The organism is Micromonospora sp. LZ34, from assembly GCF_052981855.1.
The window spans coordinates 226287-240199 of record NZ_JBRIQN010000005.1 but is presented as its reverse complement, the minus strand read 5'-3'; the positions used below and the strand labels follow the sequence as shown (position 1 = coordinate 240199).

Annotated in this window: 13 protein-coding genes and 1 riboswitch; of the genes, 8 read left to right on the top strand and 5 right to left on the bottom strand. The window is 76.5% G+C overall.

All coding sequences use genetic code 11. The annotated features are described in order from the left end of the window. Positions 1-4 precede the first annotated feature (4 nt). Positions 5-72: riboswitch (guanidine-III (ykkC-III) riboswitch) on the bottom strand. 95 nt (positions 73-167) lie between these two features. From ACVCAH_RS08775 to pspM, 7 genes are all read left to right on the top strand, one after another. Further along, positions 168-1094 carry an ornithine cyclodeaminase family protein gene (locus ACVCAH_RS08775; protein WP_447135543.1) on the top strand — a complete coding sequence of 309 codons (927 nt, stop codon included), beginning with the start codon at positions 168-170 and terminating at the stop codon, positions 1092-1094. A 123-nt stretch (positions 1095-1217) separates the two neighbouring features. After that, positions 1218-2714: a 30S ribosomal protein S12 methylthiotransferase RimO gene (gene rimO, locus ACVCAH_RS08770; protein WP_447135542.1), complete on the top strand. Its 1497-nt coding sequence runs from the start codon at positions 1218-1220 to the stop codon at positions 2712-2714. A 77-nt stretch (positions 2715-2791) separates the two neighbouring features. After that, a complete protein-coding gene (gene pgsA, locus ACVCAH_RS08765) occupies positions 2792-3382 on the top strand; it encodes a CDP-diacylglycerol--glycerol-3-phosphate 3-phosphatidyltransferase (protein WP_447135541.1) in 591 nt (196 codons plus the stop codon). Between the two features lie 99 nt (positions 3383-3481). Next, on the top strand, positions 3482-4036 hold the full coding sequence (locus tag ACVCAH_RS08760) for a CinA family protein (protein WP_447135540.1): 555 nt from the start codon (positions 3482-3484) through the stop codon (positions 4034-4036). A gap of 152 nt (positions 4037-4188) precedes the next feature. Continuing rightward, a complete protein-coding gene (locus ACVCAH_RS08755; protein ID WP_447135539.1) occupies positions 4189-4638 on the top strand; it encodes a helix-turn-helix domain-containing protein in 450 nt (149 codons plus the stop codon). 199 nt (positions 4639-4837) lie between these two features. Further along, a complete protein-coding gene (locus ACVCAH_RS08750) occupies positions 4838-5710 on the top strand; it encodes a PspA/IM30 family protein (protein ID WP_447135538.1) in 873 nt (290 codons plus the stop codon). Between the two features lie 23 nt (positions 5711-5733). Further along, positions 5734-6513: a phage shock envelope stress response protein PspM gene (pspM, locus tag ACVCAH_RS08745; RefSeq protein ID WP_447135537.1), complete on the top strand. Its 780-nt coding sequence runs from the start codon at positions 5734-5736 to the stop codon at positions 6511-6513. Between the two features lie 9 nt (positions 6514-6522). Here the strand turns inward: pspM and ACVCAH_RS08740 are convergent, their stop codons facing one another. After that, the gene (locus tag ACVCAH_RS08740) at positions 6523-10164 is read right to left on the bottom strand and encodes a hypothetical protein (RefSeq protein WP_447135536.1); all 3642 of its coding nucleotides are present in this window, start codon (positions 10162-10164) and stop codon (positions 6523-6525) included. Positions 10165-10619: 455 nt separating this feature from the next. Beyond that, the gene (locus ACVCAH_RS08735; RefSeq protein ID WP_447135535.1) at positions 10620-11441 is read right to left on the bottom strand and encodes a DNA-formamidopyrimidine glycosylase family protein; all 822 of its coding nucleotides are present in this window, start codon (positions 11439-11441) and stop codon (positions 10620-10622) included. Positions 11442-11537: 96 nt separating this feature from the next. Here ACVCAH_RS08735 and ACVCAH_RS08730 point away from each other — a divergent pair, with 96 nt between their 5' ends. Then, complete coding sequence (locus tag ACVCAH_RS08730) at positions 11538-11969, top strand: hypothetical protein (protein WP_447135534.1); 432 nt, start codon at positions 11538-11540, stop codon at positions 11967-11969. Between the two features lie 40 nt (positions 11970-12009). On the opposite strand, the gene ACVCAH_RS08725 is transcribed toward ACVCAH_RS08730, so the two are convergent. From ACVCAH_RS08725 to ACVCAH_RS08715, 3 genes are all read right to left on the bottom strand, one after another. Further along, the gene (locus tag ACVCAH_RS08725) at positions 12010-12231 is read right to left on the bottom strand and encodes a CPCC family cysteine-rich protein (RefSeq protein WP_447135615.1); all 222 of its coding nucleotides are present in this window, start codon (positions 12229-12231) and stop codon (positions 12010-12012) included. A 153-nt stretch (positions 12232-12384) separates the two neighbouring features. Next, positions 12385-13179: an SAM hydrolase/SAM-dependent halogenase family protein gene (locus tag ACVCAH_RS08720; RefSeq protein WP_447135533.1), complete on the bottom strand. Its 795-nt coding sequence runs from the start codon at positions 13177-13179 to the stop codon at positions 12385-12387. A gap of 61 nt (positions 13180-13240) precedes the next feature. Then, positions 13241-13741, bottom strand: a complete 501-nt coding sequence (locus ACVCAH_RS08715; RefSeq protein WP_447135532.1) for a GNAT family N-acetyltransferase — start codon at positions 13739-13741, stop codon at positions 13241-13243. Positions 13742-13913 lie beyond the last annotated feature (172 nt).

The following is a 13913-nucleotide window of genomic DNA, read 5'->3' as shown; positions in this document are numbered from 1 at the left end:
GTCACGCGGGGCGTCTTGGCCTGACCGGGTACGCCCACCACTCGTCCGGGGCGGCCCGCACGGGGCCACCGGCGCCGAGGCTAGCACCGGGCGGCGGTGGGTAGGGAAGGGTGAGCCGGACCACCGTCCGTTGACCTGAACTTCACTTCAACTTGCAGGATTGGCTCATGACGCTGCTCTTCTCCGACCGGGAGGTCGCCGCCGCGCTGGACGCCGCCGCGACGGTGGACGCCATGCGGGACGCCCTGCGGGCCGCGTACGCGGGTCGTCTGGTGGCCCCGCCCCGGGCGGCCGCGCCGCTGGGCGGCGGCCGGATGGTGCTGACCGCGGGCCACCTGACCGGCGAGTGGTACGGCTTCCGGTCGTACGACACCTTCGGTCACCCCGAGTCGGAGCAGGTGGTGGTGCTGCACGACGGGCGTACCGGGGCGGTGCGGGCGGTCGCCGTCGGCGAGGAGCTGGGCTCCCGGCGTACCGGGGGACTGGGCGGGGTCGCGGTGGACGCGCTGGCCCGGCCCGACGCCGCCACCCTGGGCGTGGTCGGCTCCGGCCGGCAGGCCTGGACCCAGGTGTGGGCCGCCGCCGCGGTGCGCCCGCTGCGCGAAGTGACCGTGCACAGCCGCTCCGCCGCCCGCCGGGAGGCGTTCGCCGCCCGGGTCCGCGCCGAGCTGGGCGTTCGGGCCCGGGCGGTGGACTCGGCCCGGGCCGCCGTGCGTGACCGGGACGTGGTGGTGCTCGCCACCACCAGCCCGACGCCGGTGCTCGACGCCGCCAACCTGCGCCCCGGCACCCACGTCAACGCGGTGGGCTTCAAGCAGCGCGACCGGGCGGAGTTCGGCACCGACCTGCTGGACGTCGCCGACCTGCTGGTCACCGACTCGCCGGCGCAGGCGCACGCGTACGCCCCGCCGATGCTCGCCGCCCACCCGCCGTACGCCGACCGGCTGGTCGACCTGGGCGCGGTGCTGGCCGGCGCCGCCGCCGGCCGGACCGGCGCGGACCAGGTGTCGGTCTTCTGCTCGGTCGGCCTGGCCGGCACCGAGGTCTTCCTGCTCGACCGGCTGGTCCGGGTCGGCGCCGCGGCCGCCGCCTGACCGCACGGACGTGCGCCCGGTCGGCGCGGCGCGCTGGCCGCGGCCGGACCGGGCGGATGTGAGCCGGCCGACTGCCGGCGGCCCGCCGACGGCGGGGACGCCGGCCCGGCCCGGTACCCTCGGATGGTGTCTGCCACCTCCCCTTCCCCAGACGGCCGCCGGGTCGCCCTGCTGACGTTGGGCTGCGCCCGCAACGAGGTCGACTCGGAGGAGCTGGCCGCCCGGCTGCACGCCGACGGCTGGCAGGTGACCACCGACGGCGAGGGCGCCGACGTGGTGGTCGTGAACACCTGCGGCTTCGTGGAGAAGGCCAAGCAGGATTCGATCCAGACGCTGCTCGCCGCGGCCGACACCGGGGCGAAGGTGGTCGCCGCCGGCTGCATGGCCGAGCGGTACGGCCGTGAGCTGGCCGACAGCCTGCCCGAGGCGCAGGCGGTGCTCAGCTTCGACGACTACCCGGACATCGCCGCCCGGCTGGACGCGGTGCTCGCCGGCGAGCAGGTCGCCGCGCACACCCCGCGGGACCGGCGCGAGCTGCTCCCGCTGACCCCGGTGAAGCGGCGCGCCGCGGCGGTGTCGCTGCCGGGCCACGGCACCCCGGCCCGCACCGCCGTCGAGACCGACGAGCACACCCCGGCCCACCTGCGCCAGGTGCTGCGCCGGCGGCTGGACACCGGCCCGGTCGCCTCGCTGAAGCTGGCCAGCGGCTGCGACCGCCGCTGCGCGTTCTGCGCCATCCCGGCGTTCCGCGGCGCGTTCGTCTCGCGTACCCCGGACGAGCTGCTCGCCGAGGCGGAGTGGCTGGCCAAGACCGGCGTCCGCGAGCTGGTGCTGGTCAGCGAGAACTCCACCTCGTACGGCAAGGACCTGGGCGACCCGCGGGCGCTGGAGAAGCTGCTGCCGCAGCTCGCCGCGATCGACGGCATCGTCCGGGTGCGGGCGAGCTACCTCCAGCCGGCCGAGACCCGGCCCGGCCTGATCGAGGCGATCGCCACCACGCCCGGCGTGGCGCCCTACTTCGACCTGTCGTTCCAGCACTCCAGCGAGCCGGTGCTGCGCCGGATGCGGCGCTTCGGCTCCACCGACCGCTTCCTGGAGCTGCTGGACGGTGCCCGGGCGCTGGCCCCCGAGGCGGGCGCGCGGAGCAACTTCATCGTCGGCTTCCCCGGCGAGACCCGCGCCGACGTCGACGAGCTGGTCCGGTTCCTGACCGCGGCCCGGCTCGACGCGATCGGCGTGTTCGACTACAGCGACGAGGACGGCACCGAGGCCGCCGGGCTGTCCGGCAAGGTCTCCGCCGCCACCGTCAAGCGCCGCTACGACCGGCTCACCGCGCTCGCCGACGAGCTCTGCTCGCAGCGGGCCGAGGAGCGGCTGGGTTCCACCGTCGAGGTGCTGGTCGACTCGGTCGAGGACGGCGTGGTCGAGGGCCGCGCCGCCCACCAGGCCCCGGAGGTGGACGGCTCGACCACCCTGGTCGCCCCGGACGGCGGCGGGGTGGACCTGGCCGCGCTGCGCCCCGGCGACCTGGTCCGGGCCACCGTCACCGGCACCGAAGGGGTGGACCTGCTCGCCGTGCCGGATGAGATGATCTCGGCGGCGCCCGGCGCGGCACGGTGACGGCGGGCCCGGACGGAGCGGGGAGGCCACGTGGTGCGGTACCGGGAACGCCACGGCGGTCCGGGCGGGGTGCGGCGGTGACCGGGGCGACCGGCTCGACGCCGGCCCCGGTGGTCGGCCGGGTGCCGGTGCTCAACGCGGCCAACGCGCTCACCGCGCTGCGGCTGGTGCTGGTGCCGGTCTTCGCGACCAGCGTGGTCATCTCGGCGATGAGCAACGCCGGCTGGCGGATGGCCGCCTGCCTGATCTTCGCCGTCGCCTCGGTGACCGACCTGGTCGACGGCTGGATCGCCCGCCGGTTCGGCCTGGTCACCTCGGTCGGCAAGGTGGCCGACCCGATCGCCGACAAGGCGCTCACCGGCGCCGCGCTGCTGCTGCTCTCCTGGTACGACCGGCTGCCCTGGTGGGTGACCGTGGTGATCCTCGTCCGCGAGCTGGGCATCACCGCGCTGCGGTTCTGGGTGATCCGCCGCGGCGTGATCGCGGCCAGCCGCGGCGGCAAGATCAAGACGGCGCTGCAGATCCTCGCCATCGCCTGGTACCTCTGGCCGATGCCGGCCGCGCTGACCGCCGTCGGCCCGTGGATCATGGCCGCCGCGGTGGCGGTGACCGTCGTCACCGGCTTCGACTACGTGGCCCAGGCCCTCCGCCTCCGCCGCACCCCCTGACCCCCACCCCGACGGCCAGGGCGGGCGGTGGGCGGGGGCATGATCGACGGGGCCGGGGGGCATGGTTGATCGGGAACGGTGGGGGGAAGGATCGGGGACATGCGGAGCAGCGACGCGAACGGGGAGCGGCCGGTCGGCAGCCCGGCGGCGGCCGTGGTGCACAGCCTGGCCGAGCGGGAGGAGACGCTGGCCACCGTCGAGTCGCTCACCGGCGGCCTGCTGGCCGCCTCGATCGTCGAGATCGCCGGGGTGAGCGGGGTGTTCCGCGGCGGGCTGGTGGTCTACGCGACCGAGCTGAAGTCCGAGCTGGCGGGGGTGCCGGCCGGCCTGCTCGCCGAGCGCGGGCCGGTCGACCCGGACGTGGCGGCCGCGCTCGCCGAGGGCGGGCGGCGGCGCTGCCGCGCCGACTGGGGCCTCGCCACCACCGGGGTGGCCGGCCCGGAGCCGCAGGACGGCAAGCCGGTCGGGCTGGTCTACGTGGCGGTCGCCGGGCCGTCCGGCACCACCGTCCGGCAACTCGACCTCGACGGTGGCCGGGACCACATCCGGTCCGCGGCGGTGGTCGAGGCGCTCCGGCTGCTCGCCGACCGGGTCCACGAGGCCGACCCGGCCGTCGAAGGGGCGGCGCCGCACAGCGGAGCGGGGCGGCGGTAGGCGGACAACCGACGATCCCCGGGCGGGGTGGGATGTCGCCGGGCCCGGCAACGGGTACGGTTGCGGGAAGGCTCCGGCGCTCGGGGCCGGCGCGGTCCGCCGCGCCGGGCCGCGGCCGGGTGGAACAGAGGTGTCCCTCAGGGGGAGGTGCGATGGTCCTGCTACGCCGGGTGATCGGTGACGCACTGCGGGCGCGCCGGCAGGGGCAGCACCGCACCCTGCGCGAGGTCTCCTCCGCCGCCAACGTCAGCCTCGGCTATCTCTCCGAGATCGAGCGCGGCCAGAAGGAGCCCTCCAGCGAGCTGCTGGCCGCCATCTGCGACGCGCTCGGCGCGCGCCTGTCCGAGCTGCTGCGCGAGGTCAGCGACACCGTCGCGCTCGCCGAGCAGATGCCGGGCGTGCTGGTGCCGGTGCAGGACGAGTCGGTCGAGTCGGCCCCGGTGGGACGGCCCGCCGTGCGAAAGGCCACCAACCGGCCGGTGCACCAGGTCAGCTCCGACGGCAAGGTCGCCGTTTCGGTCCACCAGGACTCCCCGCTCAAGGCCACGCTGCGCAGCACCCGGGTCCGCCCGGCCGACCGCGACGTGGTCTGCGCCGCCTGATCTCCACCCGCCGCGCTCCGTGGCCACCCGTGGCCCGCGCCGCGTAGGGTTGATCGCGGACGGTGTCGGCGTTGCCCGCTGGCCGGTACGGATGCCGGGGTGGCGTCCGGCTGGGACGATGGTGCCATCGCCGCGCCGGGATCGTCGGGCCGTCCGGCACGGCGCGGCGGAGCGACGCGACTGAGGGGATACCGCGGAGATGGCGAACCCGTTCGTCAAGGGTTGGAAGTACCTGATGGCGCTCTTCGGCGCCAAGATCGACGAGCACGCCGATCCCAAGGTGCAGATCCAGCAGGCCATCGAGGAGGCGCAGCGCCAGCACCAGGCGCTCGTCCAGCAGGCCGCCGCGGTGATCGGCAACCAGCGCCAGCTGGAGATGAAGCTCTCCCGCCAGATGTCCGAGGTCGAGCGGTTGCAGGCCAACGCCCGGCAGGCCCTGGTCCTCGCCGACCAGGCCCGGGCCCGGGGCGACGAGACCGAGGCCGGGCGCTACGAGCAGTCCGCGCAGACCCTCGCCAGCCAGCTGGTCTCCGCCGAGCAGGCCACCGAGGACCTGAAGACCCTGCACGACCAGGCGCTCGGGGCCGCGGCGCAGGCGCGCAAGGCGGTGGAGAACAACTCGATGATCCTCCAGCAGAAGCTCGCCGAGCGCACCAAGCTGCTCAGCCAGCTGGAGCAGGCCAAGATGCAGGAGAGCGTCGCCCAGTCGCTGGAGTCGATGTCGGCGCTGACCGCGTCCGGCACCACCCCGACACTCGACGAGGTGCGCGACCGGATCGAGCGGCGCTACGCCACCGCGATGGGCCGCGCCGAACTGGCCGGCAACTCCGTCGAAGGCCGGATGCTGGAGATCCAGAAGGCGACCCTGGACTCGGCCGGATCGGCCCGGCTGGAGCAGATCCGTGCCAGCATGGCCGGTGAGCAACTCGGCGCCCAGCAGGAGCGGCCCGCCGTGCCCCGCGCCGAACCGGCCGCGCCGGCCGCGGACGCGGCGGCCGCCGCCCGGCTCGACGAGATCCGGTCCAGCGTGAGCCGGGAGCGCGGCACCGGGGACACCACCGCCGCCGGCTGAGCGGCCCGGTCGAGGAGGCACAGGTGGCAGACGAGCGTACGCGGTACTTCCGGCGGCTCGGCCGGCTGCGGCGGTCCGCCCGCCGATGGAGCGTGCTGGCCGGAGGGCTCGGCGGCGCCGCGGCGGTGCTCACCCCGTACGCCGGGCTGGGGCTGCCCGACGCGGCCTGGGCCGCCGGCGCGGGCAGCGCGGTGGCCCTCGCCGCCTGGCGCTGGGTCGACCTGCGCGCGCTGGCCGCCCGCCCGGCGCCCCCGCCGCTCGACCCGGCCGAGGCCGCCGCCCGGTCCCGGGCCCGGCTGGTCGCCGCGGTGGAACGGCTCCCGGTCGGCCCGGGCGTCCTCGCCGAGGTACGCCGGGTCCGCTCCCGGGTGGCGCTGCGCGGCACCAGCGCCGCCGAGCCGTGGGCCCGGCTGGACCGGGCCGCGCTGACCCTGGCCGGCATGGCGCCCCGGCTGACCGGTCTCGCCGAGCCGGCCGTGCTGGAGGCGGCCGCGGCCGACCGCTCCCTGCGTGACCTCGCCAACCGGGTGGCCAGCGTGGAGCGCGCGCTGCGGCTCGCCCCGGTCGACGCCCGGCCGCCGCTGGCCGAGGCGCACCGGGCGCTCACCGCCCAGCTGGACAGCGGCGTCGCCGCGTACGAGCGGCTGGTGGTGGCCGCCGCCGGCTACGTCGCCGAGGACGCCCGGCCGAGCGCCGAGCACCCGGCCGCCGCCCGGCTGACCGAGGCGACCGACCTGCTGCACGGCGTGGCCGCGGCGCTGGCCGAGCTGCGCACTGTCAACACCCCGCTGCGCGCGCCCTGAGCCGGCCGGTCACTCCGGCGTGGTGACCGCGACCGGGGTGGTGAACGGGGAACTGCCGACGACGTTGAACGAGCGGATCCGGTAGTGGTAGGTGACCCCGCGGGCCAGGCCGGTGTTGGTGAACCCCCGGCCGGTGACCGTGAAGGTGGCCACCTCCCGGCTGAACGCCCCGTCCAGTGCCCGCTGCACGATGAACCCGGCGCCGGGCCCGGTCGGGGTGCTGGCCGCCCAGCCCACGATCACCGTGGCGGTGTCCGGGCCGGGCGCGGTGGCGGTGACGCTCACCGCGGTCGGCCTGCCCGGCACCGGCGGAGTGGTCACCGTGGCCACCGTCGACCAGGGTGAGGCGGCGCCCAGATATGTCGTGCGCACCCGGTAGTAGTACGTGGTGTCCGCGGCGACGGCGGCGTCCAGGTGGTTCTCGCCGACCCCGATCGCGGTGGTGCCCGGCCCGCTGGTGAACGTCGGGTTGGTGGCCCGCTGCACGTCGATGCCGGTGGCGAAGGAGCGGTTGGCCCAGCGCAGCGCGATCCGCAGCGGTGCGGCCGGCGGGATCGCCGCGGTCAGCCCGGCCGGGGCGGTGAGCCGCACCGCGGCGGGCACGCTGTTCGACCAGGCGGAGCAGCTGACCGCGTTCTCGGCGCGGATCCGGTAGTGGTAGGTCACCCCCGGCGTGACGGTGGCGTCGGTGTACCGGGTGGCGGTGGCCGCCACGGTGATCTCGGTGAGCCCGTCGCTGAAGGCGGCGTCGGTGGCCCGCTGGAGCAGGTGGCTGGTGGCCGGGGGACGGCTGCCGTTGCCGGTCCAGGCCAGCGCGATCGCCGGCAGCGCGGTGGCCGAGCCGGGGGCCGGGGTGGCGGTCAGCCCGGTGGGCGCCTTCGGCGCGACCCGCAGCACCAGCGGCCGGCTCATGCCCTGGTCGCGGTGCCCGGCCATCCGGCTGTGCCAGCGGTACTCCCAGCCCAGGTTGACCAGGTGGTTCAACACCATCGCCGGGCGCCCGTCGACCGGGCTCACCGGGGTCGAGCCGGTCCGGGCCCCGGCCGGCCGGGCCGGATCGAGCAGCCGTACGCTGTCGCCGATCTTGAACGGCAGGGCGGGGGCCACCGGCCGCAGGGCGACGATCACGTCCTCCCGGGGATCCACCCGCACGATCTGCTTCCAGCCCAGCTCGGCCGCCTCCGCCGGCCGTACCGTGCCGTCCCAGCCGACCCGGTTGACCACCTGCACGTCGCAGCCGTCGAACTGCACCGGCTGGGACTGCCGGGCGTGCCCGCTGATCCGCCAGAGCTGGGTGCCGTCGGCGGGGGAGCCGACGCCGACCGCCGGGTCGGCGGCAAAGAGGATCTCGGTGGGCGGGTCGGTCGGGTCGAGCGGCAGGGCGGCGGGGGCGAGCGGGCCGGCGTGCGGGTGCCCGACGCCGAGCCGCCCGGCCAGCCGGCCGTACCCGGGCTCGAAGACCTGCTGCACCGTCTTGACGGCGAGTGGCAGGGTCACCGGGGCGGCCGCCCCGGCCGGGGTGAACGTGACCGTGGTGGCGTGCACCGGGACCAGGGTCGCCCGGTCGGTGCGGGTGCCGAAGGCGGCGTCGTGGCCGGGCTGCGGCACGATCGGCGGCCGCTGGCTGGCCGCGTACGCCCGGGGCAGCCGGTCGCGCAAACGGGCCAGGTCGTACCGGGGGGCAGGCGTGCCGGACACCCGGAACTGGAGCAGCGTGCGGGTGTTCGGGCCGTACCCGGGGCGGGTGGGCGGGCCGCCGCCCTCGGCGGTGCGGTCCGGACCGCCGGTGTGGTGGTCGTAGCGGGGGTCGAAGCCGGGCAACGGGGTCGGACCGTCGTTGTAGAGGATCAGCGTGCTGCCCGGGGCGACGGCGGAGAAGTCGACCAGCACGTCGGCGCGCTCGCCGGGGGCGAGCAGCAGGGCGTGCCCGTCGACGTTGAGCACGGTGGGGTCGCGCCGGTCGTACCGGTAGCCCACCGGCCGGTTCGGGATCACCACCGGCGCCGGCAGCAGCCCGCACTCGTTGCCGATCTGGACCAGTTCCGGGCCGGCCGCGGCCGGGTCGGGCATCCCGCCGTCGCGCCCGTCGGTCGGCCAGCCGGCCGGCCGGTCCGGCGCCCGGACCGCCTCCACCATCGGCACCTCGCCGGCGTCGGCGTCGGCCAGGCTGCCGTCGGCCGCCCACATCGGGCCGTCCGACCGGGCCCGGTAGAGGGCCAGGTTGAGGCTGCGGTCCAGGCAGGCGTTGAGGATCCGGAACCGGTAGGTGCGGGGCGCCACCGTCAGGTAGGGGTAGGCGACGCCGTTGACCAGCATGGTGTCGCCGAACATCTCCGGCACCGCCGACGGGTGCGGCACGCCGGGCGTCCACGGGGGCTCCGTCGGGTCGGTCACCGGGTCGTGGCGCGGATTCGGCACCGGCTCCGGGCCGGGGTGCGGACCGTCGATCCCGGCGGGCGCGCCGCCGACCGGCCCGGCCACCTCGGCGGTACGCGACCACGGTCCGTAGTCCCACCGGCCGGTCGGGTTCGTCCCGCCGGCCCGGTACGGGTTCTGCCGGGGCTGGTAGACGTGCGGGTGCCAGAGGCTGCCCCGGGCGCCCCAGCGGTCCCGGTCCCAGGTCGGGTCCTCCCCGGCGAGCTGGGTGTCGTCCGGCACGAACGTCTTGTCCTCGATCACCAGCGGCAGCTGCTCGGCCGGCAGCACCCCGTCGGCGACCAACTGCTCCTCGGCCGGGTCGGTGAGCAGGTAGAGCGCCACCTGCCCGGAGTAGACGGTCAGCCGGGCCAGGCCGAGGGTGTTGTCGTGGAACCAGAGCAGCCGGCCGCTCTGCTCGTTGGGGTAGTAGAGCGTGGTGGCGCCCGCCCCGGGCGGCGGCATGTCCGGCACGTGGGTCAGCCCGGTTCCGCTCGGGTACGGGGTGATCTCGCCGGCCGGAGTGATCCACTGCCACGGGTTCCCGGCGCAGATCCATGCGGTCTGCGCGCCCGACAGGTGCAGCACCGCCCGGTTCTGCGGGTACGGCGCCGGGCCGTCCAGCGGGCCGGTGCCGGCCCCGTACACGGTCGGGTCGACCGGCAGGAAGAGCTCCCCCGCCCGGCCGGTGGGGAGCTGGTTGATGAATTTGATCCGCACCGGCCGCCCCCGCCGGGCCAGCACGACGGGCCCGAGGTGCCAGGGGCGTTCCGGCGGCGCGACGGTGTTGTGCCCGTCGGCGTCGGTGCCCAGGTTGAGCTGCCGGTAGCCGCGCAGCCGGGTGGCCGGCAGGTCCCGGTGCAGGCGCTGGGCGTACTCCTGCAGGCCGATCTCGTAGTAGTCGCAGCCCGGGTAGCTGATGGTGTCCGGGGTGGCCACCGGCAGGTGAGCCCCGAGCTCGTTGGCGTCCAGCGCGCCGAGGCCGGGCAGCGCGTCGACGAACTTGCGGATGCCGGTGCCCGCGGTCACCCGACCGTCGGCGGCGGGCACCGGGCGGGGACTGCCGGTGTGGTTCGGCACCGGGCCGAAGCAGCGCGGCACCGCGGCCGGGTCGAGGCTGGCCGGCGCGGGGGCGACCGGCTCGGCGGTCCGGGCCGCCGGAACGGTGGCCGGCGCGCCGGCGGCGGCGCCGAGGCGGGCGGCCCAGGGGATCCGGAGTCGGCGGAACATGACCATGGCTCTCCCCGGGGTCGGGGCGCGGCGGCCACCACCCCGGCGTGGCGGGCCGACCGCGCTCGGCGCTGCGTTGACGATCGGTGAGCACTCAACCGCAGCATGCGACCTGGACCGGTGGGTTAGGAAGTACCCAATCGTCCGTATCTGGGATCGGTCGGCCATCTCCACCCGATCGACACGCGGCGACGGCGCTGGTCGTGACGGTCGGGACCCGGCGTCGGGGATCGCCGGCCGGCCCGGCCCCTGCTCGGCGGGTCGGGAGCCGCCGGCAGGGCCGCCGTCCGCGTCCTTTGCTCTGCGTCAACCCACGCAACACTGCCGCGGGTCAACCTGTGCGTCCGTTGAAGCAGTGCAAAGGGGGGTGGAGGGGTGTCGGTCGTGCGGCGTCGGGCCGAGGGCGGGGCCTCCGGGCGAGAGGAGGCCGACCGGGCGCCACGGCGGACGCGCCAGCGGCATCACCGCGCGTCGTCGCCCGCGCCGCGCTCCGGCTGGCAGACCGGGCACCAGTAGGTGACCCGCTCGCCGAGTTCCTCCTTGCGGACGGCGGTGCCGCAGCGGCGGCAGGGCTGGGCGCGGCGGCCGTAGACGTAGCTGGTCTGCCCGCGGTGCAGCGACCCGGTGGTGCTCTGCGTCCACCGGCCCCGGTTGGCCGCGAGCAGCCGCTGCGCCAGGGTGACCGTGCCGGCCAGGTCGGGCACCGCGCCCACCGGCGTCCACGGCGATATCCCGCGCAGGAAGAGCACCTCGCACTTGTAGAGGTTGCCGATGCCGGCCAGGTTGCGCTGGTCCAGCAGCGCCTCGCCGATGATGAGCTCGGGCCGGGCGGCCAGCCGGCGGACCGCCTCGGCCGGGTCCCAGTCCGCGCCGAGCAGGTCGGGGCCGAGATGCCCGACGAGCGAGTCCTCCTCGACGGTGGGGACCAGGGCCAGTTCGTGCAGGTGGTAGCCGACCGCGACCGCCCCCGGACTGCGCAGCACCGCCCGGATCAGGTGGGCCGGCCGTGCGGTCCACCGCTCGCCGGGCGCGTACGCCCGCCAGGCGCCCTCCATCCGCAGGTGCGAGTGCAGCGTCCAGTGCGCCGGGCCGTCCCGGTCGTCCGGTGCGGTGAGCCGGAGCAGCAGGTGCTTGCCCCGGCTGGCCGACTCTCGCACGGTCCAGCCGGTGAGGTCGGTGGTGGCGAGCCGGGGCACGCGGAAGTCGCTGCCGGTCAGCCGGGCGCCGGCCAGCGCGCGGTGCAGAACGCGGGCGGTGTTCCAGACGGTGTCGCCTTCGGGCACCCTGCCATCCTCCTCCCGTCGAGGGATATTCCTGACCGCCGTCCGCAACCCTCCTACCCACCTCGTCCCCCGCCGTCGCCGCGCCGGTGGCGACCGGTGGAAGGACCTGCACAGGGCCGGCCGCAGGCGCAGGCGGCCTACCAGAGCGGCTACCACGGCGGGCGGGACCAGTTCGGCCGGGTGGTGCTCAACCCGGCCGGCATCGACCTGGCCGACGGGACGTTCTGGGACGGGCTGCGGCTCACCACCAACGCCTGGATGGACGTGGCGTACCTGTGGACCGGGACCGGGCCGCGCGGGGTGGTCGGCGACGGCCCGCTGAACATCCGCACCGGCGCGAGCACCGCCTACCCGGTGCGCGGGCTGGCCGCCCGCTTCGCGTACGTGCCGATCCAGTGCTACGTGACCGGCCAGACGGTCGCCGGCCCGTACCGGACCACCAATCGGTGGAACCGGCTGGCCGGCGGGCAGTACGTCAGCCACGCGTACATCTCGGCGGTGTGGGGCGGCACGGTGCCGGCCTGCTGAACCTCCCGTGCCGGGCCGGCCAGCCCCGGCCCGGCACGGGTCAGGGCCGCTCGTCCGGGCGCGCCGGGCGGACGATGTCCTGGTAGCGCGGGTGGCTGGCGCCGTAGATGGCGAAGTTGAGCCGGGCGTGCGACAGGCTCAGCTCGCCGTTCGGGCCGCCGCGCACCACATCGGCGTCGGCGTCGTTCTGACCGTCGTCCGTCCAGAAGCACACCGGACAGGTGCCACCACCGGTCCGCGAGGCGCAACAGGGACAGGCCACGGGAACCCACTGCTCACCCACCCGGGCAGCATTCCACAGTCGATGAACGGTCGGCGGCCGGGAGGCCGGTTCCGGCGCCCCGTCCGGCGCGGTCGACGCCGACGCGGGCGGACAGCCGCCGGCCGATCCGCGCGGGCCGGGACCGACCGGCGGTCAGCCGGCGTCCGGGGCGGTGACCCGGAGCAGGTCGCCGGGCGCGACCCCGAGCAGGTCGGCGGCCCGGCCGCCGTTAACTGCCACCGCCACCAGGCCGGCCGAGTCGGCGTGCACCACCAGCCCGCCGGCCGGGGCGTCGCCGAAGGTCCGGCCGCGCACCGCGTCCCGCCCGGCCACCCGCACCCCGCCGGGCAGCGACCCCAGCAGCTCCGCCGGCGCGGCGAGCTGCACGTTGCCGAAGTGGTCAACGGTCAGCACCTCGGCGGTGAACCCGGCCGGCCCGCGATCGAGCACCGGCGCGGGCAGCCGGACCAGGGTCGCCGGGTCGACGGCCGGGCCGGCGTCGGCCAGCGGCGCGCCGAGCGCGAGCCGGGCCGCCACCGGCGCGAAGACGTCCCGGCCGTGGAAGGTGTGCGACACCCGCGGCGCCAGCCAGCCGGGGTCGGCCAGCTCGACGGCGGCGGTGATCCCGCCCAGCGCCGCCGCGGCGTCGATCAGCAGGCCGTTGTCCGGCCCGACCAGCAGCCCGCCCGGGGTGGCCAGCCCGACTCCCCGGCGCGCCGTGCCGACCCCCGGGTCCACCACCGCCACGTGCACCCCGGCCGGCAGGTGCGGCACGGTCTGCGCGAGCACCGCCGCGCCCCGGCGCACGTCGCCCGCCGGGACCAGGTGGGTCACGTCGATCACCCGCGCCGCCGGCGCGAGCCGGGCGATCACGCCGTGGCAGGCGGCCACGAAGCCGTCGGCGAGTCCGTAGTCGGTGGTCAGCGAGATCCACGGGGTCGGTGCCATGCCGGCAGGGTAGTTCCTCCGTCCCGGGGCCTGCCGTGCCAGCCGTTGGGCCGTGGGTCGGTCAGCCGCCGCCGGGGGCCAGGCGCAGCCCCAGGATCAGCTCGTCGTGCAGCGGGATGCCGTTCTCCCCGACCGTCGGGATGGTCGGCTTGAGCCGGCGGGCCCGGTCCACCGCGCCCCGGTCCACGCCCACCAGCCGCAGCCCCCGCCGCTGGTAGAAGCGCAGCGCCCGCAGGTTGTCGTTGGTGGTGATCAGCCAGAGCCGCGCCGCTGCCGCGGCCCGGGCGGTCTCGGTCGCCGCGGCCAGCAGCGCCGTGCCGACGCCGCCGCCCGGGGTCGCCGCGACCACGCTGACCACCTCCAGGCCGTCCGCGTCGGTGTGGTGGGCGAGTGCCCCGACCACGGCGCCGGCACCGTCCACCGCCACCAGGGTGGGCAGCGTACGCAGGTCGTAGCGGGTGTCGTGGGCGATCACGTACGGCCCGCCCCACTCGCGCTCGTGCAGCGCGTCGACCGCCGCCCGGTCCCCGGCTTCCGCCGGACGTACCCGTGGCTCGCTCATCCCGTCTCCCGTCCCCGATCGGCCCGGATCGTACCGACACCGCCGCCGACCGGGCCCACCCGTTCACGCCGGCCCTGCGGGCGGCTCCGTCGAGGTGCGGTCGGTCGACAAGGCGGGCGTGCTGGCAGATATGGGACAGCGGCACTGGCCGACCGGCCACTGCCGGGACCGG

Bases quoted from the DNA above. Each gene is read 5' to 3' on its own strand.
- ACVCAH_RS08775 (WP_447135543.1), top strand. From the start codon at position 168: ATGACGCTGCTCTTCTCCGACCGGGAGGTCGCCGCCGCGCTGGACGCC.
- rimO (WP_447135542.1), top strand. From the start codon at position 1,218: ATGGTGTCTGCCACCTCCCCTTCCCCAGACGGCCGCCGGGTCGCCCTG.
- ACVCAH_RS08760 (WP_447135540.1), top strand. From the start codon at position 3,482: ATGCGGAGCAGCGACGCGAACGGGGAGCGGCCGGTCGGCAGCCCGGCG.
- ACVCAH_RS08755 (WP_447135539.1), top strand. From the start codon at position 4,189: ATGGTCCTGCTACGCCGGGTGATCGGTGACGCACTGCGGGCGCGCCGG.
- ACVCAH_RS08750 (WP_447135538.1), top strand. From the start codon at position 4,838: ATGGCGAACCCGTTCGTCAAGGGTTGGAAGTACCTGATGGCGCTCTTC.
- ACVCAH_RS08740 (WP_447135536.1), bottom strand. From the start codon at position 10,164: ATGGTCATGTTCCGCCGACTCCGGATCCCCTGGGCCGCCCGCCTCGGC.
- ACVCAH_RS08720 (WP_447135533.1), bottom strand. From the start codon at position 13,179: ATGGCACCGACCCCGTGGATCTCGCTGACCACCGACTACGGACTCGCC.
- ACVCAH_RS08715 (WP_447135532.1), bottom strand. From the start codon at position 13,741: ATGAGCGAGCCACGGGTACGTCCGGCGGAAGCCGGGGACCGGGCGGCG.